Annotated in this window: 24 protein-coding genes and 1 pseudogene; 6 read left to right on the top strand and 19 right to left on the bottom strand. The window is 36.5% G+C overall.

Going from position 1 to position 23,051, the window contains the following annotated elements; genetic code table 11:
* Positions 1-274 (top strand): annotated as a pseudogene (gene valS, locus M899_RS15830) (valine--tRNA ligase); the annotation flags it as partial.
* Positions 275-326: 52 nt separating this feature from the next.
* Here valS and M899_RS15825 read toward each other — a convergent pair.
* From M899_RS15825 to M899_RS18065, 4 genes are all read right to left on the bottom strand, one after another.
* Positions 327-1,280 carry a hypothetical protein gene (locus M899_RS15825; RefSeq protein WP_021272485.1) on the bottom strand — a complete coding sequence of 318 codons (954 nt, stop codon included), beginning with the start codon at positions 1,278-1,280 and terminating at the stop codon, positions 327-329.
* 68 nt (positions 1,281-1,348) lie between these two features.
* Positions 1,349-1,726 carry an arsenate reductase family protein gene (locus M899_RS15820; protein ID WP_021272481.1) on the bottom strand — a complete coding sequence of 126 codons (378 nt, stop codon included), beginning with the start codon at positions 1,724-1,726 and terminating at the stop codon, positions 1,349-1,351.
* A gap of 2 nt (positions 1,727-1,728) precedes the next feature.
* Positions 1,729-2,415, bottom strand: a complete 687-nt coding sequence (locus M899_RS15815; RefSeq protein WP_021272477.1) for an EI24 domain-containing protein — start codon at positions 2,413-2,415, stop codon at positions 1,729-1,731.
* Positions 2,415-2,831 carry a DUF309 domain-containing protein gene (locus M899_RS18065; protein WP_021272483.1) on the bottom strand — a complete coding sequence of 139 codons (417 nt, stop codon included), beginning with the start codon at positions 2,829-2,831 and terminating at the stop codon, positions 2,415-2,417. The genes M899_RS15815 and M899_RS18065 overlap by 1 nt, the downstream gene beginning before the upstream one ends.
* A 140-nt stretch (positions 2,832-2,971) precedes the next feature.
* Between M899_RS18065 and hisC the strand changes: the two genes are divergently transcribed.
* From hisC to M899_RS15790, 4 genes are read left to right on the top strand one after another with little or no spacing between them, the layout of a single operon-like run.
* Complete coding sequence (hisC, locus tag M899_RS15805) at positions 2,972-4,120, top strand: histidinol-phosphate transaminase (protein WP_021272494.1); 1,149 nt, start codon at positions 2,972-2,974, stop codon at positions 4,118-4,120.
* Positions 4,121-4,122: 2 nt separating this feature from the next.
* On the top strand, positions 4,123-5,130 hold the full coding sequence (locus tag M899_RS15800) for a fumarylacetoacetate hydrolase family protein (protein WP_021272489.1): 1,008 nt from the start codon (positions 4,123-4,125) through the stop codon (positions 5,128-5,130).
* The gene (locus tag M899_RS15795) at positions 5,130-6,218 is read left to right on the top strand and encodes a homogentisate 1,2-dioxygenase (RefSeq protein ID WP_021272491.1); all 1,089 of its coding nucleotides are present in this window, start codon (positions 5,130-5,132) and stop codon (positions 6,216-6,218) included. Before M899_RS15800 ends, M899_RS15795 begins: the two co-directional genes overlap by 1 nt.
* A gap of 9 nt (positions 6,219-6,227) precedes the next feature.
* A complete protein-coding gene (locus M899_RS15790; RefSeq protein WP_021272472.1) occupies positions 6,228-6,854 on the top strand; it encodes a flavin reductase family protein in 627 nt (208 codons plus the stop codon).
* 1 nt (position 6,855) lies between these two features.
* Here the strand turns inward: M899_RS15790 and M899_RS15785 are convergent, their stop codons facing one another.
* Positions 6,856-7,242 (bottom strand): response regulator, encoded by a 387-nt coding sequence (locus M899_RS15785; RefSeq protein ID WP_034729934.1) that lies wholly within the window; start codon positions 7,240-7,242, stop codon positions 6,856-6,858.
* Between the two features lie 152 nt (positions 7,243-7,394).
* Positions 7,395-8,675 (bottom strand): trigger factor, encoded by a 1,281-nt coding sequence (gene tig, locus M899_RS15780; protein WP_021272486.1) that lies wholly within the window; start codon positions 8,673-8,675, stop codon positions 7,395-7,397.
* 150 nt (positions 8,676-8,825) lie between these two features.
* Here tig and M899_RS15775 point away from each other — a divergent pair, with 150 nt between their 5' ends.
* Complete coding sequence (locus tag M899_RS15775; protein ID WP_021272480.1) at positions 8,826-10,613, top strand: sulfatase-like hydrolase/transferase; 1,788 nt, start codon at positions 8,826-8,828, stop codon at positions 10,611-10,613.
* Here M899_RS15775 and truA read toward each other — a convergent pair.
* The 13 genes from truA to M899_RS18055 form a co-directional block, all read right to left on the bottom strand.
* Positions 10,591-11,364 (bottom strand): tRNA pseudouridine(38-40) synthase TruA, encoded by a 774-nt coding sequence (truA, locus tag M899_RS15770; protein ID WP_021272484.1) that lies wholly within the window; start codon positions 11,362-11,364, stop codon positions 10,591-10,593. The genes M899_RS15775 and truA overlap by 23 nt on opposite strands.
* Positions 11,351-12,292 carry a hypothetical protein gene (locus tag M899_RS15765; protein ID WP_021272492.1) on the bottom strand — a complete coding sequence of 314 codons (942 nt, stop codon included), beginning with the start codon at positions 12,290-12,292 and terminating at the stop codon, positions 11,351-11,353. The genes truA and M899_RS15765 overlap by 14 nt, the downstream gene beginning before the upstream one ends.
* Complete coding sequence (pssA, locus tag M899_RS15760) at positions 12,270-13,046, bottom strand: CDP-diacylglycerol--serine O-phosphatidyltransferase (protein WP_021272493.1); 777 nt, start codon at positions 13,044-13,046, stop codon at positions 12,270-12,272. Before pssA ends, M899_RS15765 begins: the two co-directional genes overlap by 23 nt.
* Before the next feature lie 3 nt (positions 13,047-13,049).
* A complete protein-coding gene (locus M899_RS15755; protein ID WP_021272471.1) occupies positions 13,050-13,661 on the bottom strand; it encodes a hypothetical protein in 612 nt (203 codons plus the stop codon).
* A gap of 31 nt (positions 13,662-13,692) precedes the next feature.
* Positions 13,693-14,298 carry a peptidase M22 gene (locus tag M899_RS15750; RefSeq protein WP_021272479.1) on the bottom strand — a complete coding sequence of 202 codons (606 nt, stop codon included), beginning with the start codon at positions 14,296-14,298 and terminating at the stop codon, positions 13,693-13,695.
* Positions 14,298-15,872 (bottom strand): RIP metalloprotease RseP, encoded by a 1,575-nt coding sequence (rseP, locus tag M899_RS15745; RefSeq protein WP_021272474.1) that lies wholly within the window; start codon positions 15,870-15,872, stop codon positions 14,298-14,300. Before rseP ends, M899_RS15750 begins: the two co-directional genes overlap by 1 nt.
* 12 nt (positions 15,873-15,884) lie before the next feature.
* Positions 15,885-16,709, bottom strand: coding sequence for a phosphatidate cytidylyltransferase (locus M899_RS18060; RefSeq protein WP_021272495.1), 825 nt, complete (start codon positions 16,707-16,709; stop codon positions 15,885-15,887).
* Between the two features lie 10 nt (positions 16,710-16,719).
* On the bottom strand, positions 16,720-17,487 hold the full coding sequence (gene uppS / locus M899_RS15735) for a polyprenyl diphosphate synthase (protein WP_021272478.1): 768 nt from the start codon (positions 17,485-17,487) through the stop codon (positions 16,720-16,722).
* A 13-nt stretch (positions 17,488-17,500) separates the two neighbouring features.
* Positions 17,501-18,058, bottom strand: coding sequence for a ribosome recycling factor (gene frr / locus M899_RS15730; protein ID WP_021272482.1), 558 nt, complete (start codon positions 18,056-18,058; stop codon positions 17,501-17,503).
* 14 nt (positions 18,059-18,072) lie between these two features.
* On the bottom strand, positions 18,073-18,780 hold the full coding sequence (gene pyrH / locus M899_RS15725) for a UMP kinase (protein ID WP_021272488.1): 708 nt from the start codon (positions 18,778-18,780) through the stop codon (positions 18,073-18,075).
* A 74-nt stretch (positions 18,781-18,854) separates the two neighbouring features.
* Positions 18,855-19,736, bottom strand: a complete 882-nt coding sequence (gene tsf / locus M899_RS15720) for a translation elongation factor Ts (protein WP_021272473.1) — start codon at positions 19,734-19,736, stop codon at positions 18,855-18,857.
* Positions 19,737-19,776: 40 nt separating this feature from the next.
* Positions 19,777-20,601: a 30S ribosomal protein S2 gene (gene rpsB, locus M899_RS15715; protein ID WP_196801783.1), complete on the bottom strand. Its 825-nt coding sequence runs from the start codon at positions 20,599-20,601 to the stop codon at positions 19,777-19,779.
* Positions 20,602-20,778: 177 nt separating this feature from the next.
* The coding region (locus tag M899_RS18055; protein ID WP_052610371.1) for a DNA translocase FtsK at positions 20,779-23,051 on the bottom strand (2,273 nt) is incomplete at its 5' end.

Genomic DNA, 23,051 nt, shown 5'->3' with positions numbered 1-23,051 from the left:
GCGCCCTAAAAAGGCCGTTATGCTTGCCACAACTCACACTGAAATCTTTCTTCCCCTTGAAGGCGTTATCGATCTTAACGAGCAAATTTCAAGACTTGAAAAAGAGCTTGTTAAAACTCAAAAAGAGTACGAAAAGTACGCGAAGAAAATCTCTAACGCTAAATTCATGGACAACGCCCCACCAGAAGTTGTTACCGAAGTTAGAGAAAACGCTGCGAGCTTAGAAGAAAAAATGAAATCAATCGAAGAAAACTTAAAGAACTTCAAAAACTAAAATGTGCCACGTTCCCTAGAGATATCTTAAGGGAACGTGGCACCTATTTGTCCTATTTGTTTTCTTCATCCTCATGTAATTTACTCAAAATAAAATCGATCACTTCATCCACGACTTTTATTTCTTTTTTAAAATTGCCTTCGATAATATCGAGAACAGATTCGTCATCATATGTAATAATAGGTTTCGTTCCTTCGAAGTATGTTAAATACTCTGACGGAATACTTTTATGCTTGAAATAAAAGCAGCTCGTTCCAAGAGACTGACAAACAAATTGCACCCATTGCTTGTCAGTAAAAACGATATCCACTTCTTTAAAGTAGCGCTTTAAACTATCGGCCTCACCCATGTGATTGAAGTATTCGCTTTTCTTATTAAGTGATTTCTCGAGTTCTTTGAATTTTTCATCATCACACCAGAAAATAATTTGTTGGTTATAGATTTGATTGGCAATTTCAATCCAATTCTTTGTCACATCTTCTGGCGAGAGTTTCTCGAAATGGAAGAAATATTTCAGAGGCCTATTTTTTCTCATCCATTCAACAGCTGGTACTGGATTTAAGCTCCCCCCATCTTCGAAATCAAAAAGCTCCATCATTAGTTCTAATGTTCTTTCAAAAGAAGGATCGTGAGAAATATCAACAGACTCCGTGAAAAGAAGTTTCGTTTTAAAGTCTCTATGAAGTCCATATTTTTTCTCGGCCCTAAAAAACATTCCTGTCATAGCGCCAAGAAACTCTCCACTAAGATCAATGTACATATTGATATTAAAAACGTCGTGAAGGTTTGCTGCAAACTTATGCATAAAGGCCAGTTTATAATCATCCAAAGGAATTTCATAAACCTTCAAATTAATATCTAGAAATTTAAAGAAATCGCCCTGCTCAGCAAGACAAAGGAGATTAATTTCTGATTCAGGAAACTCATGTCTGAGTTTTTGCAGCATTGGATAAGTGGCCAATGCTTTCATGTCTGAAAATGGAGTAAAAATAAGAATCTTATGCACATCAACTTCCGAGTTTTGTTTTCATTCTTATCGGAAAAATGAAAACAAAACTCAATAAATTATGGTGCTTAAAAGTCTAGATCTCTTAGGTTTAGGTTGAAGACAGTCTTTAGAAGCCTCTCTGGTCTGCCACCAATTGAGAGAACTTCTCCATTGCCATCTTCAATAATTGGCCTAGAAATAACGTGATAGTTCCGAGCTAACCACTCGGCCTTTTTCGCAGTATTCAATTTATCATAATTCTTCTTATTTTTTTTGAAGAAGGTACTTCTAAGATTAATTGGGAATTCCTCACCCTCGAACTCTCCCCACTTTTGAAGATCTTCAAATTCAGGAGGATGATCCCTGAAATCTCTAAATTCTACTTCGATTTCAAATTCATTTAGAATATCAATCAACTTACCAATCTGATCGTCGTTACCAACACCCCAAATTATATATTCCATGCTTATAGCTCTCTCTTTTTAGAAAATAAAGTTGTGAAGTGAATTACACCAATTGGTAAGAAAAAGACATTTAATACTGGAATAGAGATCGCGAACATAAAAATTATTCCAGAAATTAAGTAAGTCACAAAAGAACTTTTTAGATCATCTATACATTGGGCCACGGTAAAATTGTGTCTAGACCATGAATAATCTAAAAACGTCACGGCCATCAAAATAGCAGAGACAAGAAAACTGATTGGGGGAAAGAACAAACCTAAAATGAGTCCGATAATTGTTACTAAAAAAATAAAGAGGATCTTCTTAATTTCATTTTTAATAACACCAAAAACTTTTCCAAAAGAAAACGGCTCATCTGCCGGTTTGATTTCTGCCACTTGATATTCAACGCGTGAGCTTATCAGGTCATTAAATGGCGATGCTACCAATGAAACTACAAGAAAAAATGTCCAACCAGCAATAAAGAAAAATAGGATCCCAAAAAAGAATTTTAAAATACCAGCAACGAGTTTGATGTCTTCAAAATAAGGTGTGATGAAACCCAAGCACCAATTATAGAAATCAGTAAAAAAGTAAGTCCCCACAAAGTAATATAGAACAATACCAATCGCAGAAGGAATCAAACTTAGCATTAAAATATATTTGTCTTTTTTCAACATTTTGAATGAATTCGCTAACACAGGAACCATTAAACTCTCCAATTTTTCGGATCTTTAAATTTAAAATTATACAATTCTTTATAACCTTCGATAGGTGTTTTTTTAGATATACTAAAAACTAATTTTTTAAACTCTGCCCACGACAAATAGTCATAGAGAAGTTGTGTTTCAACATGCATGGCCTCACACTTTCTAAGTTTATCTTGGGCCTTAAACAGCATGCCCCACGCCCCCGTCAAATTTCCCTCGCGAGTATGAAACATAGAAGCTGCAACTTGAATAATACTCCAATAAACATAGCGCGCGGAATCCCCTACGTGATCGAGCCACAAATCTTCCAAGGCCTCATGACACTCCCAGTATTTCTTTTCATTAAAAAGAGAAATGCCTTCTTGGATGGCCTCTAAATGTTCAGGTGAAAATTGCCCAAATACGTATTTTTCCATAGGTGTATTGTAATCCATTTAACGCAGATTAACACTACAAACAGATTAAGACTCGTTGCAGAAACACTTATCTAAATCATGTGGCACATGGTGCTCTTTATGATACATTTTTTAAAATTGTATTATAAAGGGTAACGCTCATGGTTAATAAAGTAGAATTTTCTAAAACTCTAGTTCCTAGTTATTTAAAAGATCTTCAAGTCTATCAAGCAGGTAAACCAATTGATGAACTTGCTCGCGAAAAAGGTCTGACAAAAATTTCAAAATTAGCAAGTAATGAAAACCCTCTTGGCCCATCTCCTTTCGCTATCAGAGAGATGACTGGTGGCCTTTGGGATCTTCACCGTTACCCTGATATGCACGCTTTTAAATTAAAGTCAGCTCTTGCTGAACTCTACAATCTTAAAAGAGAAAATATTATTTTAGGAAATGGTTCAGAAGGAATCATGGGCTATATCGTTCGTGCCTTCTTACAACCAAACGAAGAAGTTCTAACTTGTGACAATACATTCATCGGTTTTTATATTCTAGCAAGAAGTGTTGGCGCAAACCTTGTTAAAGTTCCTCTTACTGAAGACTATCGTTTTGATGTTGTAAAGCTTGCAGAGAGTATCACTGAGAAAACGAAAATCATCTATATCGCAAACCCTAACAATCCGACTGGAACTTACATTACTAAAAAAGAATTTGATTACCTAATGGATCACGTTCCTGGTCACGTTCTTGTAATTTTAGATGAAGCTTATTTTGAATTTGCAAAAGATGAAGATGATTATCCAGATTCAATGCAATACCGCTATGATAACGTTATCACACTAAGAACATTTTCAAAGGCCTATGGCCTATCAGGAATTAGAGTTGGTTACGGTTTCGCACACGAGTTTCTAATTTCAAATCTTTCAAAAGTTAAACTCCCATTTGAGCCAAACCTTATTGGACAACTTGGTGCCAGAGGTGCTCTATACGATCAACCGCACTTAGAGAGAACAATTAATAACAACAGAACTCAATATACGAGAACTTTCAATTACCTTCAGAGTAAAGACTTTAATCCAATAAAGTCTGTTACAAACTTCATTGCATTTAAGACAGGCTCTACTGAAGCAAGCGATTGGATGTTCACAGAACTTTTAAACCGTGGAGTTATCATTCGTCCGCTTAAGGCCAATGAAATGCCGGACTTTGTTCGTGTTTCACTTGGAACGCCAGAAGAAATGGATCATTACTTTGAGGCCATGGATGAAATTCTACCAGAATACGATAAGAAATTTGGAAGACCAGGAAAATAAAAATGAAAATTTGCCAAGTAAGACTAAGATCAGCATTTGGAATCGAGTATCGACTAGGAATCCTTCTAGACGACACTACTGTTCTCGATGTTAATAATGTTTGGAATTTAAAATTTGAAAAGGAAGGTAGATACAATGCTTCAGATAGAGCAAACTACTATTCTCCAAATTCTCTTCATAAGATTTTAAATCTCAAAGACAATCCCATTGCTTTTTTTCAAGAAAGTCTTGAATTATTCAAATCATTCAATTCAAAAGGTGATCTGAAACTCAAAGGTGGGCAACATCTTACTTACAAACTTGATGGCAATGAAATTTCTCTTGCTAAGCCAATAGATAAGATATCAACATACAGGGACTTCTATGCCCATGAAAAACATGTGGCCAAAGGTTTTGAAAAAAGAAAAGAACCTATTCCTGAAGCTTGGTATGAAATTCCTGCATACTACAAAGGTCCTTCTCTTGGATTTATTGGACCAGAGGAAGAAATTCTATGGCCAAGCTATACAAATATTCTCGACTACGAACTTGAGCTAGGAATGATTATTGCCAGAGAAGGAAAAAATCTCAAAGCAGAAAAGGCCCATGAACATATCTTTGGATTTACAATTCTCAACGATATCTCTGCTAGAGATATTCAGAAAAAAGAAATGGCCATCAGGTTAGGACCAGCAAAAGGAAAAGATTTTTGCTCTGTCATCGGTCCTGTTATTACAACGATTGATGAATTTGGCGGCAAAGAACCAAACCTTCTTATGACAGCTACTATCAATGGTGAAGAGTGGTCGCGCGGTCATTCTGGAGACTCTCATTTTTCTTTTGCAGAAATGATTGCTCACGTATCTATGGATGAATGGGTTATACCAGGAGACTTCTTCGGAAGTGGAACAGTTGGTACTGGCTGTGGTCTTGAAATCGACAAATGGATTCAAGAAGGCGATGAAATCGAATTAAATATTGAACATATCGGATCTTTGAAAAATAAGATTGGCAAAAAAAGGAAGTCATAATGGAAAACTTCAAGGCCAGTGGCATTTACTCAAAACAAGCACACGTTCACATTCCAGAAGGTCTTTATGAAGAAGAGCATGGAAGAAAGGGCTTTTTTGGAAAAGTTTCTCACATCTACCATGAGCATCCTCCAGTAAATTGGACAAATCTTGAAGGTGATTTAAAACCTCAACAACAGCCTCCTATGTTTGGAGATCAGCTCAACGTAAATTACTTCCAACCGATTCTTAGAAATAAAGACTGTGTTATTAATATTGGTCACTATACAGTAAGCTTTGAATGTTTCTTCAGAAATGCTGATTTTGATGAGCTCTATTTTATCCACGAAGGTACAGGACGAATTGAATCGATCTATGGTCATCTAGACTATAAACGTGGCGATTATATCGTTATGCCAAGAGGAACTACATACAAACTTTTTGTTGATACTCCTTCAAAACTGTTAAAGATTGAATCTGCTTCTGAGTTTGAAGATCCAACGAGAGGCATCTTAGGACCAAATGCAATTTATGATCAAACTGTTCTAGAATCTCCAGAAGTTGCAAAGGGATCTGAACAAAATTTACAAGAATATAAATTAGAGATCAAAAGACTTGGGAAGATTACAACTGTAACTTATCCCTTTAATCCACTAGATGCTCATGGTTGGAAAGGCTCTGTATATCCCTACAAACTTTCAATTTATGATATCTGTCCAGTAATGAGTCACAGATATCATATGCCTCCATCTGCTCACACGACATTTTTATGCCAAAATTTTGTCGTGTGCTCTTTTGTGGAAAGACCGCTTGAAGACAAAAAACATGGCGTATTAAAAGTTCCTTTCTACCATAGCAACATAGACTATGATGAGGTTCTTTTTTACCACCAAGGTAACTTCTTCAGTCGTGACAATATTGATGCAGGGGCCTTAACTTTCCATCCACAAGGTATCCACCATGGGCCACACCCTAAAGCATTCAAGGCCGGTACAGACAAAGAATATACAGATGAATATGCAGTAATGATTGATACTCGCTACCCACTTGAGCCAACTGAATGGTTTACAAAGAACGAGAACAAAGATTACTGGAAGAGCTGGATGTAAGGAGAAAAAATGCAATCATTTGATACAAATGGACCTTTTCAACAAAACTATAAATTTTTAATTGGCTCAATTCTTCCAAGGCCAATTGCTGTTGTTTCAACAATAAATGAGGATGGTACCAACAATGTTGCGCCATTTTCTTTTTTTACAGCAGTAAGTGCAAGTCCTATGATTATTGCTTTTTCACCAATGATTAAATCTTCTAATGGTGAAATGAAAGACACTCCAAGAAATATTCTCAGAGAAAAAGAATTTGTAGTGAACTTTGTTCACGAAGATATTATTGATCAAATCAATCTTGCTTCTACGGAACTTCCTTACGGAGAAGATGAATTCAAATTTTCTGGTCTTACACCAATTGATTCTGAAATAGTAAAAGCAAAGAGAATTAAAGAAAGTTTAATTCACTTTGAGTGCAAATTCAGAGATCGTTTAAGCTATGGCGACGATCCTGGTTGCGGACAAATCATCACTGGTGAAGTAGTAAAAATTCACGTGGATGAATCCCTTTTAGACAGTGGAAGAATTGTTACAGACATCTACAGACCTGTAGGCCGTGGTGCTGGTAATGACTGGATTCTTTGTGATCACCGAATTGAGCGCGAAAGATTAATGAAGGCCCAGATTCAAAAATAATCTAGACCAGGACGCTTTTCTTTCTATCTAATAATATTTGGCCAAGTTTCTCTTTTAAGTTTTGAACTTTGAAAGGCTTGGCCAAAAAATATTTTGTATGAAGAGATGCTTGCTTAATCGCCTCTGGTGTAAAGTTCCCAGAGATCATCAACACAGAAGTTCCGACAAACTCTTCCTCTGTACCAATCATTTTTAATATATCTAGGCCGCCTTTTTTAGGCATATCGATATCTAAAATCACAATATCAAATTTCTGATTGCTTAATTTTTGAATGGCCTCAGCACCGTCATAGGCCTTAATAACTCTTTTAATCGCATCATAACTACCCAATTGCTCTGCAATTGAATCAACTAACATTTTTTCGTCATCTACAACGAGAATATTCATAAAAATTGGCCCCATGACAATACGTCTTACATTATACACGGATATGGTATTGATCATGTTTTCGGCTGAAATCTAGGCTTATTTTAGAAGAAAAAAAAACCCCACCAAAATGGTGGGGTTCTTAATTTTAATTTACTTTTTTGATGTTTCAATTACTTAACAGTAACTTTAGCTTTGATCATGTCAAAAGTTTTTTCTTCTCTGATAGCATACATCAAGTTTTGCTTAATTTTAGCGTCAGAGTAGTACTTCTTAACTTGTTCAAGCTCTAGTCCAGAAAGCTTGGCACTTTCTTCTACTTTTGCATTGAAATCAGCTTCAGTAGCTTCAACTTTAAATTCGTTAGCTAGGTTGTCTAAAATTAGACCAGACTTAACTTGGAAAGTAGCTTTCTCAGAAAGATCCCCTGCCCACTTGTTAAAGTATTCACCAACCATTGAATCATTGAAACCTTGAGACTTAAGAGTTCTTGTTAGGTCTTCTCTTAAGTATTGCTCTTGTTGAGCAACTAGCGCAGCTGGTACATCAAATGTATTTTCAGCGATTAGTTTTTCAAGAATTTCTTGGTTTAGTTTCTCGCTAGCTTGTTTTTCTTTTTGTGAAGTTAGGTTTTCCTTAGTCTTAGCTGTGAAATCAGCAGCAGATTCGAAACCAAATTCTTTCGCAAGTTCATCTGAAAATTCTGGGAAAGCTTTTTCTTTGATTTCTAGAAGTTCAACTTCAAATTTAACTTTTGCATCTTTAAGGTCAGCAACATGGTAGTCAGCTGGGAAAGTAAGGTTGATATCTTTTTTCTCACCTTTTTTCATACCAATCATTCCATCTTCGAATCCTGGGATAAACTGACCAGAACCGATTTCTAGAAGGAACTCTTCACCTTTCATATTTTCAGGTCTTTCACCATCTTCTTTCTCACCTTGGAAATTGAATACAGCAAATTGACCTTTAGCTAGCTTAACTTTTGCATCAGAAACTTCTTTCATTTCTGCTCTAGAGTTAAGGTAGTTTTTCTTTACGTTTTCTACTTCTTCATCAGTTACAGTTACAGCGTCTTTAGAGAATGAAAGACCTTTCATTTCTTTAAGCTTAACTTCTGGGAAGATTTCTACAAGAGCATCAAAGCTTACAGACTTTCCTGCTTCGTAATTAATATTTTCAAAGTTAGGGTAACCAACTACGCGCAGTTTTTCTTCAGTTACAGCTTGAAAAAGTTCTTGTTGAACGAATCTGTTAAGTGCATCTGATTCAATTTGTGGTCCATATACTTTTTCAACCATATCAAGAGGAGCCTTACCTTTTCTGAATCCTTTGATATTTACTGATTTTTGCTTTTGCTTTACAGCAGCTTTGATTTGCTCAGAAAGATCTAGCTTATCAAATGTAAAAACTAGTTTTTTAGTACATCCGTTAATGCTTTCTACAGAGTAGGCCATAATAATCCTCTTTTTTTATTTATACAGTGCGCAAATTATAAAAATATACTGGGCATCAAGCTATCTACAATGCGCTAAAAAGTCAATTCCAGCATTTCTCTTTCACACCAATATCTGCTATAAAATAGCACTGCATTCAGTGGAAAAAAAATGAAAAAACATATACATCTCGGCCCTCAATTCATCATCACCCTCATCTATCTTGTGTTCATTACCATTGAGCTCCACAATGAAAGTTTAGGGTTTAAAATTTTATCAGCACTCTTTCTTTTGGCCTACGTTAATCTCTTTTTTCTCGCCGTACGCTTCATCGTATTCGCTCCCCTTGCCTATGTGCTAGGTGGACTTAGCCGCAGACTTAAAAAGCTTATTTGGCATATCTGCGACGCATTAATTATTATGTTCGCTTTCCTAGATTGTTTTATTTTCTCTAAGCAAGGTCTTCATATCTATGATCGCGTAGTAATTAATACGCTTACAAATAGTAACTTCAACAAAGAATTAAATATTTCTTATGTAAATGTTGTCTTTTTCATTCTCATTCTAATCGCGATGTTTGCCAGTAAAGAAATTATCTCAAAGTTTTCTGCTAAATTTTTAAATAAAAAAATCTATCCAATATTAATTGCCATTTTTTCTTTGCTAACAGCATTCTCAACTACGGCCTATATTTCTAAACATGAGTCTCTAATAAATATTTTTCCTCTCTATCCACAAATCAAAGGATCTATTAAACAGTCCCCTTTGGAATTGTCATACGACTATTCAAAAGAATTAGAAGAAACAAAAGAATTTACGAAAAAAAATGTCATTCTCGTTATGGCCGAATCACTTCGCAATGATTATTTCAACGAAGAACTTGCTCCAAAAACCCATACCTTTTTCAAAGAGAATAATTGTTTTAATACTAATGGATACTCCGGTGGACACACAACGGAATATGGTGTTTTCAGTGCTCTCGCAGGCGTCTACGCATTTCACTACCAAGACTTCTCTCAAAAAGGTGTTAAACCATTTGGTACCACTTTCTTAAAATCTCAAGGGTACAAAATCTATGGAGGTTCTGCATCTCAGTTATACAATTGGAATAATGCCGGATTTCTATTTAAAGACTTTGATGAATATAAAGAATTTTCTACTCAAGACATTCACTTAGATGATCAAGTTCTACTTAATTGGCTTTTAGAGAAAGCTGAAACAGACTCTCCATTTTTTACATTTGCTTTTTTTAATAGCACTCACCACAATTATTTTTATCCAGAAGAGTATGAAATTTATAAACCTGTTTTAGACAGCAATCATAATTATTTCATAAACTCTGACTCAAACCCAGAAGTTCAAACTGGTATTGTTAATAGATATAAAAACAGCGTCTATTACTCAGATACAAATTTAGAAAAACTCTTTCGTGGCCTGAAAGAGAAATTTGGCGACAACATTATTATCGCCTTCACAGGTGATCATGGTGAAGAGTTTTGGGAAGAAGGACTTTTTGGACACGGAAAAACATCATACATTAACCCACGCACCCATGTGCCAATGTGGTTTTGCGGTGTAGGAGAAAATAAAAGAAATAGCTTCTCACACCACACAGATATTTTTCCAACGATTTTTGAAGCTCTTGGTCTTAATGATTTAAGCGAAAAGTATTTTAGCGGTTATTCAGTAACAAATGAAAATCATAGTATTAGACCACCGGCGATCATCAACGGCCCCCTTTTTCCATACAAGAGAAATAAGGCAGGAATCATTACTTACAACAATAAATTCTGGCTTAAAAAAGGTGGCCCAAATCTCTTTGATTTTTTTAAATACAGAACAACAAATCTTAATGATGAAAACATTCTCGACGGCTCAGACAAAGAAGAGTATGAGAGCGCAATACTCTATTTTAAAGAAAACGGTTACCGATTTCTTAAGCCTCATACTCAACATTAACCATATAGAGGCCTTGCCCTGGAGCTGTAATACCAAGTCTTTTTTCACTTGGATTTTTAAGTTCCAGCTCTATTTCAGAAAATGATGTGCGCCCCTGACCAACGGAAACGATCGCTCCCATAATCATGCGCACCATTTGTTTCAAAAATCCATTCCCAACAATTTTTAAAACATATCCCTTAATAGGCCTTTCGCAGCCTAGTAGTTGAAAACTTTGTTCACTTATCTCGCAACTATAAATCGTTCTGACTGTTGATGTGATATCAGTTCCCACACATCGAAAAGAAATAAAATCATGCTCTCCAATAAAATATGAACAGGCCTTCTTCATTTGTTCAATATCAATTTGCCCGGAAAAATCGACAATACGATCATTGTAAAATGGCATCACTTGCTCATTTAAAGTAAAGTAATAGTGATATTCTTTTTTCTTTGAGTTAAAAACAGGATGAAAAGAATCATCTGTTTCTTCAACTGATAATACTCTGATGTCTTCTGGAAGATTTGAATTCAGTGCTTTTAAAAGCCCTTCATCTGCAATTTTAAAAGGAACTGTAAGCTTAACGACTTGGCCAAGAGCATGAACTCCTGTATCTGTGCGACCAGAGCCTATTGTTTTAAAATCATCTGTCTTGAAAATTTTTGAAACAGCTCGGTTCAATTCACCCTGTACTGTTTTCATGTCAGGCTGGACTTGCCAGCCCTTATAGGCCGTTCCCTTATAGGAAATTTTAATTTTATAAATATTCAAATGAGAAACCTATTCCGAATGAAGTTCCCGACAGCTCAATATTATCTGCAAAATTACTGTAATTATGAGTTCGAGCAATAAAATCTAAACCAAGATTAGAAATATCACTTACCTTATAAATTTCAAATCCCATATTTGTAAAAATCTGAGACAGGTTAAACGATAATTTCGCTGTGGCGAAGTATCCGTATCCGAATTGTCTTCTCGTTTTTTTAGGATCGCCCTGCTCTCTATCGTTTCGATCTTGCCATAACCCCATACCAGAAGGGCCACCCATTAATGAAAGATTAATATACTTACTCAAGCCCATTTCAAGACCAAGGTGTAGATCAATTGGCACCATCCATAGGTTGAATTTCGCCAAACTTTTCTCACCATTTACGAAACGGCCTTTACCAGTTGAAAATCCAAATCCAGCTCCAGCTCCAACAAAAGGACTAAAAAGTCTTCTCGTTAAATAGAAATCCCAATTTAATAATAGAAATCCACCCTTAACAGAGTCAGCACTGTCAGCCTCAAAGATTTTACTATAAGTCCCTTTCTCATCTTTTACATCATAGTTGTCTGGAAGGTATGAAAATGAAAAGGCCTTAGTGCCACGATGATAAATTGAACCTACGATATCTTTATTTGAAAATTCTACGTACTCTTCAGGGCTGCTGACAGCACCTGAAACAAAGTGACCTTTTTCATCTTCATTAAATTCAGGTGTACCTGTAACGGCCCCCGGAACATAGGTACTCTTCTCATCAGTTTCACCGATGGCCTCTTCCGTTGAGCCTCTTACGTATGAAGAGCCGTCATAATAATTATCAAGGGATTTTTCGAACTCAGAGCGATCTGTTTGATCGCTCATTGTTTGATTCATTTCAGCATATGAAGAAAGACAAAGGAGAGAAAGAAAACTAGATATTATCACTCTCTTCATGGGTATCATCATCCTCATTTTCATTTCTCCATTCAAACATATCTTGAAATTTACTCTTATTTTTAATGTAGTAAGCAAGACTGCCAAAAACATAAATTGAAGTTAAAAGTCCTACCATTATTCTCTCATAGGACACGACAAGTGCAAGAATTAAAAAAATGAGGAAAAGAACTTTCCTTTTGCGCTTTCTCACCCATTCTGACTTCTTGAATGAATTAAATGGAACATTTGAAACCATTAGAGATGCGTAGAATACAACATAAAGCATGGCCACTGGCTTTGCGATTGTCAGACTATCAAACTCAAGATTAATAAGCACATATCCAATAATACCAAGGGCAGCACCAGGGATTGGCAAACCTTGAAAATAGTCAGAAGACACCTTGTTAATATTTGCATTAAAGCGAGCTAGTCTTAGGGCGCCACAAAGCAAATAAATAAATGCCACGACAATTCCAAGTCTGCCAAAATCAGCAAGAAAGAAATTGTAGGCCAAAAAGGCCGGAGCTGCACCGAATGAAATCACATCAGATAGGGAATCAAATTGCTCACCAAATGCTGATTGAGTCCCCGTTATTCTTGCAACACGACCATCAACAGAATCGAATATCGCCCCAAGAAGGAGGATCATAGAAGCATTATAGTAATCCCCTTTCCAAGACATAATTATTGAAGCAAAACCACAGGCCATATTTAGCGCTGTGAATGTATTAGGTAGAAAAAACGCCACTCTTCTTGGTGTGCTTAAAATCATTAATTAATCCTTATTAAGGCTGGCAAGAACTGTTTCTGCAGCACTGACATCGTCGCCTATTTTTATCATCAACTCACTCTCTTTGGGAAGAATCATAGATAGCTTCCCGCCAAAAGGCATATATCCGATGTTAACTTGTCTTCTCGCTCTATCTCCTGGAGCAATCATTACTTGTGGTCTACTTCCAATAACTGAGTTATCGAAAACAATTTTTATTAAAGTGTGGGCCTTTCCCTCAAACTGTAACTGACTCACACGCCCAGGTAGATTAGAGGCCTTATCAACTATATTCTTCTCACGTTGAACTTCCCTAACTTCTCCCGTTAGAGGCATATGGATTCCCATTTCTTGCCATGGTCTTGCATGAAGCTTAATTTCCAATGCACCATCTGCTTCGCGAATTGATTCAACCTTTCCAGAAATCGGAGAATAGATTAATCCATCAGTGGTTAACTGATCATCGCGAAAACTAATTCTTCGTTTTCTAAAAACAAAAACAGTTAATGTGTAGATGAGAAATAAGGCGAATGCCGCTTTTGCAGAGAATAACCACAAAAGAAAAACGGCAAAACCAAAGCCCATGTGAATAATTTTTGGTAAGTATGAAAATGTCATGCGTTAAATCTAGCAAGACTCTTCTTAAATGTCATTTACTGCTTGGAACAAATTCTTCTTCTAAAGTTCTATAGTAGTAAGGTTCTCTTCGCATATTGTCAGAAACAACTGTACTTAGAAGCTTATCCCACTGTTTTTCGATCAGTTCACACGTAAACATGTTCGCAAGTTCAGTTTCTTCATGGTGGTGAGTGTAAATATTCGGAAATTTTTTTAAATATTCAACAAGATCATCTTTACGAAAGAGTTTCTTTGTTTCACCTTGATCATTCCAATTAAAGGCGAAGTACTCTCCCTTAAAGGCCTGTGAAATCCAAACCCCCTCAGACTCTCCAAAAAGTTTTGGCAGTTCGAAATGATAGAAACCAAAAATGGGAATTCCTTGCCAATTAAAAACTTGGGCAAGCCCTTCTGAGACTCTCATTCCCGTATAAGAACCGGGGCCAGCAGCATATAAAACACCAGACAGCGTCTTTAATGAGATTCCTTTATCAATACACATTTCATGAATTTCACTGTGCAAAAGCTCAGAGCTTTTAACATCTTTATGAACAATACGACTAACCCAGCCTTCTTCACTTGAAAGAAGGCCTAAAGTTAGATTTTTAGTAGTATCAATATATAAGTAATGACTCATTAGAAGAACTTTGAAATATCGTTAAAGATTGCTCCACCCATTAGAAGAAGGAGAACTGATAATCCCATTTGCTGAGCAATTTCCATTTTTCTACGTGATAATGGACCTCTATTTATAATCTCAAGGAAGATAAAAAGAATATGACCACCATCCAAAATTGGAATTGGGAAAAGATTAATAATACCCAAGTTCAAAGAGAACAGGGCCATCAATTGAAAGAAATAAGAAATACTTGTATTAAATGAATCCGATGCAACTTTTCCAATTGCAATTGGACCACCAATATTTTTGAAAGAAACCTCTCCCGTAATTAGTTTTGTAAATCCCTCAAAAGTTTTCTTCATCATCTCCCACGTTTTAGGGAAGGCCAGAAGCATTGAATTTGCAAAACCTTTTGAAGGAGTATCAACAAACTTTACGCCGTTAAATACCGCAGAAGAATAAACACCAATTAAACGAACCATTTCATTTTCAATTTTACGATTCTCTGGTGTTACTTCATATTGTCTTGTAATCCCATCAGTTTTTAGGACAACAATTTTCACTTTGTCTTCTTTAATTTTTTGAAGTTGAGACCTCAATTCTTCGAAGCTTGAAAGTTCGTGCCCATCTAATGAAAGAATAATATCCCCAGCACTAATACCTGCAAGATCAGCGGCCGATTTCATCGCCAATGATTTCGCAACAAGATCCAGTGGATATAAATTGTTATTCCTTAGGGCCTTAAAGAATTCTTCGTAGTTAGTATAAGCAATCTGCAGTTTCTGACCTTTTTCAGATTCCAACACTAAATTTGGTTGACCAAGATCTGCATCTTTTGGAAGTTTAACAAGGTATAAATCTGTCGCTCTTTTTAAGATGATTTCTTCAAGTGACTCTTCCCAATTAATACTTTGATCATTTAATGAAATAAAGAATTGCTCGCCTTTGTTATTTACAACAACAGGTCTTCTCAAAGTGTATGGAGGATATTTAGTAAACTCAGTAAGAAAATCCTCCCCTTTCATATTTAAAGAGATTGCTTTTTCTTCACCCATTCTTTCAACAACAACTTTTTGGATTAGTTCTGTGCCAACTAAAGCAAAATCAGATGGACCAGTAATCGTCTTACCGTTAACGTTCTTTAAAACGTCTCCTGATCTAAATCCAAGATCATAAATTACTGTTTGCTCTGCCACTGCTCCAATTTTTACTTCTGGAACTCTCTCTCCAGAGAAAAACAATCCAAAGAAAAGCACATAGGCCAAAATAAAGTTTGCCAATGGCCCACCAAAGACAATCCAAAATCTCGCCCACTTACCTTGGTGAGTAAAACTAAACTTTCTCTGATCGACTGGAACAGAATCTTTATTGAAAGGATCATCACCAAACATTTTCACATAACCACCTAGTGGAATAAGTGAAACTGCATATTCAGTGTCCCCTCTTTTAAATTTTAAAATTTTTGGTCCAAAACCAATTGAAAACACTTCAACTCTTACTCCGAATAATCTCGCAAATAAGAAATGTCCCAATTCATGGAAGAAAACTAGAGGACCTAGAAATAGAATAAAAATACCGATTTTTTCGAACATCAAAATACCCTTTTATACACGACCGGTTAGGTGTAGTGCCAAGACGAAAAAAGGCGACAAGAAAAGTAAACTATCAATCCTGTCATATACACCACCATGTCCTGGAATTAACGACGAACTGTCTTTAATTCCAAATTGTCTTTTCAACTTAGATTGTATCAAATCTCCCAGTTGAGAAATACCACCTAAGACAAAAAACAGCGGCCAAACAATTATTGACGAGTCTTTAAAGAGAAAATAGTACGCTAACCCACCAAAAAGAGATGAGGTGAACATTCCCCCCACTAAACCCTCTACAGTCTTTTTCGGACTCACACTAGGCCATAATTTCCTTTTACCGAAGTTTTTGCCAAAAAACCAAGCCCCAGTATCCATTCCAAAGTTAATGATCAAAAGAACAATGACCCAACTGATCCACTGTTCAGTTTGCATGATCCTGGCCAACGACATAAATGGAAGCAAAAATATGATTCCAGATGAGGCAGGAAATTTTGCAATAATGTTAATGAAGGACTCTGAGTCGATATGAGTGAAAAATAAATAATAAAGGAAAAGTGCATTTAATAGCACGGCCATAAGGACAAAAATATTAAACGCCCAAGGCATTACAAAAAAGTAATTGAAATAAATAAATATACACGCGAATACACCCTGGGCTAAAAAATAAGAAGGGGCAAAGCGTGGTTTAGAATAGAAATTGCAGTAAATCTCATCAACTGACAAAAGACCAGCGACAAGAAGAAATGCAAGTGTGACCTTTGGTCCTAGAAGCAAGCATCCGATGACAATCATTGCCATTACAAGAGCCGATATTACTCTAAGCTGTGTGTTACTCATGAGAATTTTCCTATTTTGTTCCTAGAACTTTAAGATTTGAGGCAGCACTTTTTTTAGATGAGCCTAAGCAGTCCGTTGCAGACACTGAACCAAATCTTCTTTCGCGAGACATGAAGTTTTCGCAAATGCATTGAAATTCATTTGCAGAAAATTCAGGCCATTTAGTTTGAGAGAAATAAAGCTCTGCATATGCAACTTGCCACAACAGGTAATTGGAAATTCTATGATCTCCACCTGTTCTGATCAAGAGATCAACATCACCAATTTCTGGTCTATAGAGACAACTCTCCATATCTTCTTCTGAAAGCGGTTTTCCAGGATTGTTTTGAATAAAATTATTCACAGAATCGATGATTTCTTTTCTTCCGCCGTAGCCAAAAGCAAAAGTTAACTTAAGACCTTCAAATTCTTTCGTTGTTTCTTCGATTTCTGCGATCAGATTTTGAGTATCATTAGGAAGGTTGTCGATATCCCCAATGACTCTAAAAGAGATTCTATTTTTAATAATGCGTTCACGTTCTTTTTGAAGAAATTTCTTCAAAAGTTTAAAAAGTACTTTAACTTCAGTAACCGGACGACTCCAGTTTTCTGTAGAGAAAGCATAAAGAGTAAGGGCCTCAACTCCACAATCATCAGCTGCCTGAACAATAGACGAAACAACCTGTGAGCCTCTAATATGGCCCCATACTCTAGGATGGTTTCTCTCTTGTGCCCATCGCCCGTTACCATCCATAATGATGGCAACGTGCTTAAGCTTCTTGTTTTCTTCTGAGTTCATTACTTAAAAAGTATTAGATAGAAAGAATTTCTTTCTCTTTAGCTTCGATAACTTCATCAACTTTTTTAACAAACTTATCTGTAATTGTTTGAATTTCAGTTTGAAATTTCTTCGAATCATCTTCAGAAATTTCTTTAGCTTTTTCTGCTTTCTTAACAAGTTCGTTTTGGTCACGACGAGCGTTTCTGACTGCAACTTTTGTTTCTTCAGCGTATTTTTTAATATCTCTTACTTGCTCTTTTCTTCTTTCTTCAGTTAGAGCAGGAAAGATAATTCTAATTAGATTACCATCGTTAGATGGGTTTAAACCTAAGTTAGCATTGATGATTGATTTTTCAATTGCAGCAATCATTGTCTTATCAAATGGCTGAATCTGAAGAAGTCTTGCTTCAGGAGTACTCACCTGACCAACCTGATTAACAGGAGTTGGTGATCCATAGTAATCAACTACAACACCATCTAAAACTGAAGCTGATGCTCTACCAGTTCTAACTTTAGTTAGCTGATATTTTAAAGAATCAATTGCTTTATTCATTGATTTTTCTAGTTCTTGTTTGATTTCGTTGATCATGATTTCACCTCTAACTATTTAACAACTTTTGTTCCAATCTGCTCACCGATAACAACTTTCTGGATATTCCCTTTTTCAAACATGTTGAAAACTCGGATTTCAATATCGTTATCCATACAAAGTGAAATGGCCGCAGAGTCCATAACTTTAATACCACGATTAAGAACTTCAATATACTTCAACTCATCGAACTTGACAGCATCTTTATGTAAAACAGGATCTTTATCGTAAATTCCATCCACTTTTGTCGCTTTCATAATTAGGTCTGCGTCAATTTCATTTGCTCTAAGGGCGGCAGCTGTATCTGTTGTGAAATACGGATTTCCAGTCCCAGCAGCGAAGATGATAACTCTCTTCTTCTCTAAATGACGAACAGCTCTTCTTCTAATATATGGCTCGCAAATCTCTTGCATCTTAATAGCAGAAAGAACTCTTGTATAAACGCCTTTTCTCTCTAGAGCGTCTTGAAGCGCTAGAGAATTAATAATTGTCGCAAGCATTCCCATGTGGTCTGAAGTCGTTCTATCCATACCTTTTGTTGCCCCAGCAACACCTCTATGAATATTTCCACCGCCAATAACGATAGCAACTTCAACTCCCATTTCATTCAAAGTCATAACTTCATCTGAAATTTGGTCTAAAACTTCTCCATTAATACCGTAACCCTGATCACCAGATAGGGCCTCTCCTGATAGCTTTAATAGAATTCTTTTGTATTTCACTGACCACTTCCCTTGCTTAAAATTTACGAAAAAAAAGGGGCTTTAAAAGCCCCTTTCCTATTAAATCAACAAAATTATTGTTGAGTCATTTTTGCAACTTCCTCAGCAAGGTTATCTTCTTTCTTCTCGATACCTTCACCAAGGTTGATTTTCTTGAAACCTTTAACAGTGATATCAGCACCAGCTTTACCAACTACTTCAGCAACAAGTTTTTTGATTGTAAGGTCAGGGTTCTTTACGAAAGCTTGCTCAAGAAGACATACTTCTTTAGCTAGCTTAGCAAGTTTACCTTCTACGATCTTACCGATCATAGCTTCTGGCTTACCTTCTTCTTTTAATTGAGCAGCATAAATTTCAGCTTCTCTGTTCTTGTAGTCTTCGTCGATTTCAGAAGCATCAAGAAATCTTGGATCAGCAGCAGCAACGTGCATAGCTAGATCTTTTGCTAGTTCTTCAACATCTGCACCAGTAGCAGTTGTAGCAAGCTCAACAACAACACCGATTCTTCCACCGTGGTTGTATGAACCTAGAAGACCTTCAGTAGCAACTACTTCAAGCTTTCTGATGTCAACTTTCTCTCCACACTTAAGAGTAAGTTCGTTTGCGTCAGCATTCTTAGCATCTCTTAGTGCTTCAATTGAAGCTACATCGTTATTTAATGCGAAATCAGCAACTGATTTTGCAAAATTTTGGAAATCGTCACCTTTAGAAACGAAGTCTGTTTCACAGTTAACTTCTACGATTACTGCTTTTTTACCAGTTGTTAAAGTAACAACAGCACCATCAGCAGCAACACGGCTTTGCTTCTTTTGAGCAGCAGCAAGACCTTTCTTTCTTAGGTAATCAATAGCAGCTTCCATATCACCGTTAGTCTCAGCCAGGGCCTTCTTACAATCCATCATCCCTGCACCAGTTTTTTCTCTTAGATCTTTTACGTCTTTAGCTGAAATTGACATTTTTACCTCATCAAAAAATATAGTATTAAAATATTAAATCTTAGTCTTCGTCTTCACCGATTAGATCGATGTCTTTTTCAAACTTAGAAATGATTTCGTCTTCTAGAGCTTTATCTTTTCCTGGCTTAGCAGCGTCAAGCTTACCAGCTTTCTTAGCTTTACCAAAACCATCGTTTACAGCTGAAGCGAAGTAGCTTGTAAAAAGAGTAACAGACTTAATAGCGTCATCGTTACCTGGAACAACATACTCAACACCAGTTGGGTCACAGTTTGTATCTGTAAGAGCGATTACAGGAATTCCAAGAGTGTTAGCCTCTTGAACTGCAATTCTTTCGTTGTTTGGATCGATAACTAGAATAGCTCCTGGAAGCTTTCTCATATCTTTGATACCACCAAGGTTTTTCTCAAGCTTGATAACATCTTTATTGATTTGTGATCTTTCTTTCTTAGTTAGAAGTTCGAAATCACCTGTTTCTTTCATTTTTTCTACTTTTCTGATTTTATCTACAGAAAGAGTAATTGTTTTATAGTTAGTAAGCATACCACCTAACCATCTTGTAGTTACATAGTAAGCACCACAAGACTCAGCAGCCTTCTTAACTGTTTCAGAAGCTTGTCTTTTTGTACCAACAAAAAGAACTGGCTTACCTTCTGAAGCCGTTTGCTTTAGAAATTCGTAAGCTTTTTTAGCTAGAGGAATTGTTTTAGCAAGATCGTGGATATAAATCCCGTTTCTCTCACCGTAAACATACTTTTTCATTTTTGGGTTCCACTTGTGAGTCTGGTGACCGAAGTGTGCTCCCGCTTCAAGAAGTTCTTTCAACTGAAGTTCGTTAGACATAAATACTCCATAAGGTTGGTTCATCTAATCCCCCCTACTATCGGCGTGCCAATAGACCTTCCAATGGGTGGACTGAGATTTCGCACTATTGCGATTAAGTTTGAGTTAATAACATACACGAAAACACTTCGCAAGGGGAGTGAAAAAAGAAGTTTTCCCCTGTAAACACAAGGGAAAACAAATGACATTTAATAGTGTGAATTATAGCTGCGCTGAGTCTTCCCCAGACACTAAAACGCGTCTTGGTTTTGAACCTTGGGCCGGTCCAACCACACCCTTAGATTCCATTTCCTCAATAAGATTTGCTGCTCTATTGTAACCAATTCTTAGACGTCTTTGGAGCATTGAGGCCGACGCTGATCTGTACTCGATAACGATTTTAACGGCCTCTGAGTATAGATTATCATCAGACTTCTCGTCGCCCATCGTCAGATGGCTTCCTACTGTATATTCGTCAGACTCTACATCTCCACCATTTTCAAGGAAATCCATAGCATTTTCATCAAACGTTTGTGGCATCTCGCTCAACTTAGCAGCAAGGGCTTCAATTTCCTCTTCATCAACATAAGACGAGTGAACACGAGTCATTTCAATACCATGCTTATAAAGCATATCCCCTTTACCAAGGAGCTTCTCTGCACCCATCTTATCTAAAATTGTTCTCGAGTCCGTAGGTGAAGTTACTCTAAACGAAACCCTTGTCGGGAAGTTTGATTTAATAACCCCTGTGATAACATCAACCGAAGGTCTTTGAGTAGCTAGAACCAAGTGAATACCTGCAGCTCTGGCCTTAGCGGCAAGCCTCGCAATATTTTGCTCAATCTCTTTTCCTGCTTTAGTTAAAATAAGATCGGCAAACTCATCTACGATAACGACAAGATACGGAAGTTCATATTCTTCAGCACCTGAATCAACATAGTGCTGGTGGATATTAGCAAGCATTGTCGGGGTAGCAGATTTCAATTTTTCGTTAAATCCAGCTATATTTCTAACTCCAAACTCTTTTAGGATTGAATAACGTCTCTCCATTTCTTGCACGGCCCATAACAACGCAATAGACGCAGACTTTGCATCTGTAATAACTGGCATTACAAGATGTGGAAGATTCTGATAAAGAGCAAGTTCGAGTTGTTTTGGATCAATCAGAATCAACTTCATTTGCTTAGGAGATCTTTTTACTAATAATGAAACTAAAAGTGAGTTGATAAATACCGACTTACCGGCGCCAGTGGCCCCAGCAACTAGCATGTGAGGCATACCCGCAAGATCAACAACAAATGCCTCACCAAAAGCATCTTTCCCCATAGCAACAGGAAGTTGCTTTGTTGAGTTTTGAAAATCCTTACTATTTAATACCTCATCAAGATAAATAATCTCACGAGGATTTCTTGGAACCTCGATTCCAATAGTCGTTCTCCCTTTCATAGGATAAACGATACGAATGGGAGCTCCATAAAGAGCAAGACTTAAATCTTCAGTTGCCCCTGTAACTTTCGAAACCTTAACACCTGAACCTAGCTCAAGTTCAAAAGTATCTACAACAGGTCCCTTAAGAACATTGATGATCTTTCCTTCAATTTTAAACTCAGCAAGCTTGTCCTCGATAAGATCCACAATCTCTTCAAAATACTTTTCATCAGGGTGCTTAACTCTATTTTCATCTTTTTTAGCAGAGAGCGTACTAACGATATCGTAATAACGATAATCTTCCTTATCGTCTCTCATGCTCTTTAGAACTCTAATTTGAGTTCTACTATTTTCTGAATTTTCATCAGATTCAGGAGTCTTTACTTCTTTATCATCAGATCTTGGGACCACTATGATTGCATCTTCAACATCATCATTATTTGACTCAACAGCAACGTCTTTACGCTCTACCTGTAAAGTAGATAATGGATTTGTAATTCGTGCAAGCAATCCAGGAACTTCTTCTTTTTTCTCTTCTTTGTTTGGACCCTGAACAAAAGAAGGAAGTTCTTTGTTTTCTTTAATTTCTTTCGATTCTTTTTCCTCATCACCTTTTAGTAATGAAGGAACTTTGACCTTCATATTCGAGATAAGTTTTTGCTTTGCCTCTTTTTGAGTATCAATCGACTTTTTAAGATTTTTTAATCTCTCAGGAGAATTAAGGACACCTTCATAGGCCTTAAGAATAGAGGCCTTAAAACCATCTCTAAAAGATCCAGCAAGGAATGAAATAACGCTAATAAAAGCAAGTAATGCAATCATTATCGGAGAGAAGGCCAATTTTAAAATATAGACTGCGCCACCACCAACAAACTCTGGTGCAATTAGAAATGTAATAAACTGTAAAGAGATGTACATAGTAATAATGTTAAAAACATCAACTACAGATTCTCTCTTCGAATAAACGAATGCATAAAACAAAGTAAAACAAACAAAGCCCACCAATAACCATGGACCAGTGTAATAACCTACAAATGAAACGATTGAAGACAAATAATAAGTAAAAA

The organism is Bacteriovorax sp. BSW11_IV (assembly GCF_000447755.1).
GTDB lineage: Bacteria > Bdellovibrionota > Bacteriovoracia > Bacteriovoracales > Bacteriovoracaceae > BSW11-IV.
The sequence above is the reverse complement of the archived record's forward strand: the minus strand, read 5'-3'. Positions and strand labels throughout refer to the sequence as shown.

Coding starts and splice junctions, on each gene's coding strand:
- M899_RS15820 (WP_021272481.1), bottom strand. CDS start 1,726: ATGGAATATATAATTTGGGGTGTTGGTAACGACGATCAGATTGGTAAG.
- M899_RS15815 (WP_021272477.1), bottom strand. CDS start 2,415: ATGGTTCCTGTGTTAGCGAATTCATTCAAAATGTTGAAAAAAGACAAA.
- M899_RS18065 (WP_021272483.1), bottom strand. CDS start 2,831: ATGGAAAAATACGTATTTGGGCAATTTTCACCTGAACATTTAGAGGCC.
- hisC (WP_021272494.1), top strand. CDS start 2,972: ATGGTTAATAAAGTAGAATTTTCTAAAACTCTAGTTCCTAGTTATTTA.
- M899_RS15800 (WP_021272489.1), top strand. CDS start 4,123: ATGAAAATTTGCCAAGTAAGACTAAGATCAGCATTTGGAATCGAGTAT.
- M899_RS15795 (WP_021272491.1), top strand. CDS start 5,130: ATGGAAAACTTCAAGGCCAGTGGCATTTACTCAAAACAAGCACACGTT.
- M899_RS15790 (WP_021272472.1), top strand. CDS start 6,228: ATGCAATCATTTGATACAAATGGACCTTTTCAACAAAACTATAAATTT.
- M899_RS15785 (WP_034729934.1), bottom strand. CDS start 7,242: ATGAATATTCTCGTTGTAGATGACGAAAAAATGTTAGTTGATTCAATT.
- tig (WP_021272486.1), bottom strand. CDS start 8,675: ATGGCCTACTCTGTAGAAAGCATTAACGGATGTACTAAAAAACTAGTT.
- M899_RS15775 (WP_021272480.1), top strand. CDS start 8,826: ATGAAAAAACATATACATCTCGGCCCTCAATTCATCATCACCCTCATC.
- M899_RS15765 (WP_021272492.1), bottom strand. CDS start 12,292: ATGAAGAGAGTGATAATATCTAGTTTTCTTTCTCTCCTTTGTCTTTCT.
- pssA (WP_021272493.1), bottom strand. CDS start 13,046: ATGATTTTAAGCACACCAAGAAGAGTGGCGTTTTTTCTACCTAATACA.
- M899_RS15755 (WP_021272471.1), bottom strand. CDS start 13,661: ATGACATTTTCATACTTACCAAAAATTATTCACATGGGCTTTGGTTTT.
- M899_RS15750 (WP_021272479.1), bottom strand. CDS start 14,298: ATGAGTCATTACTTATATATTGATACTACTAAAAATCTAACTTTAGGC.
- rseP (WP_021272474.1), bottom strand. CDS start 15,872: ATGTTCGAAAAAATCGGTATTTTTATTCTATTTCTAGGTCCTCTAGTT.
- M899_RS18060 (WP_021272495.1), bottom strand. CDS start 16,709: ATGAGTAACACACAGCTTAGAGTAATATCGGCTCTTGTAATGGCAATG.
- uppS (WP_021272478.1), bottom strand. CDS start 17,487: ATGAACTCAGAAGAAAACAAGAAGCTTAAGCACGTTGCCATCATTATG.
- frr (WP_021272482.1), bottom strand. CDS start 18,058: ATGATCAACGAAATCAAACAAGAACTAGAAAAATCAATGAATAAAGCA.
- tsf (WP_021272473.1), bottom strand. CDS start 19,736: ATGTCAATTTCAGCTAAAGACGTAAAAGATCTAAGAGAAAAAACTGGT.
- rpsB (WP_196801783.1), bottom strand. CDS start 20,601: ATGAACCAACCTTATGGAGTATTTATGTCTAACGAACTTCAGTTGAAA.